1 pseudogene is annotated in these 233 nt (G+C 34.8%); it reads left to right on the top strand.

What is annotated here, in order from left to right:
* A pseudogene (locus AAEY68_RS21730) lies at positions 1–233 on the top strand (DNA phosphorothioation-dependent restriction protein DptG); the annotation flags it as partial.

Raw genomic sequence — 233 nt, forward strand, 5'->3', positions numbered from 1 at the left:
GGATACAGTCGTCGGATTTTTTATTAAGGCCTTACACAATCTAGAGCTTGAAAAGTCGATTAAAAATCTCGATGACTTTAAGCTGCTTTGTAAGACCAGATTAACGAATAAACTTGATGGCGAGCCATTTTGGCACATCATTGAGAAAATGTACTTTGATAATAATCAAATTTTAAATATTGCCCCCGAAATGCAGGCATTAAAAGTCTTAAATCCTGAAAGTAGTAATGCAG

It is taken from the genome of Pseudoalteromonas sp. RB2-MNA-CIBAN-0110, assembly GCF_040309305.1.
Lineage (GTDB): Bacteria > Pseudomonadota > Gammaproteobacteria > Enterobacterales > Alteromonadaceae > Pseudoalteromonas > Pseudoalteromonas arctica.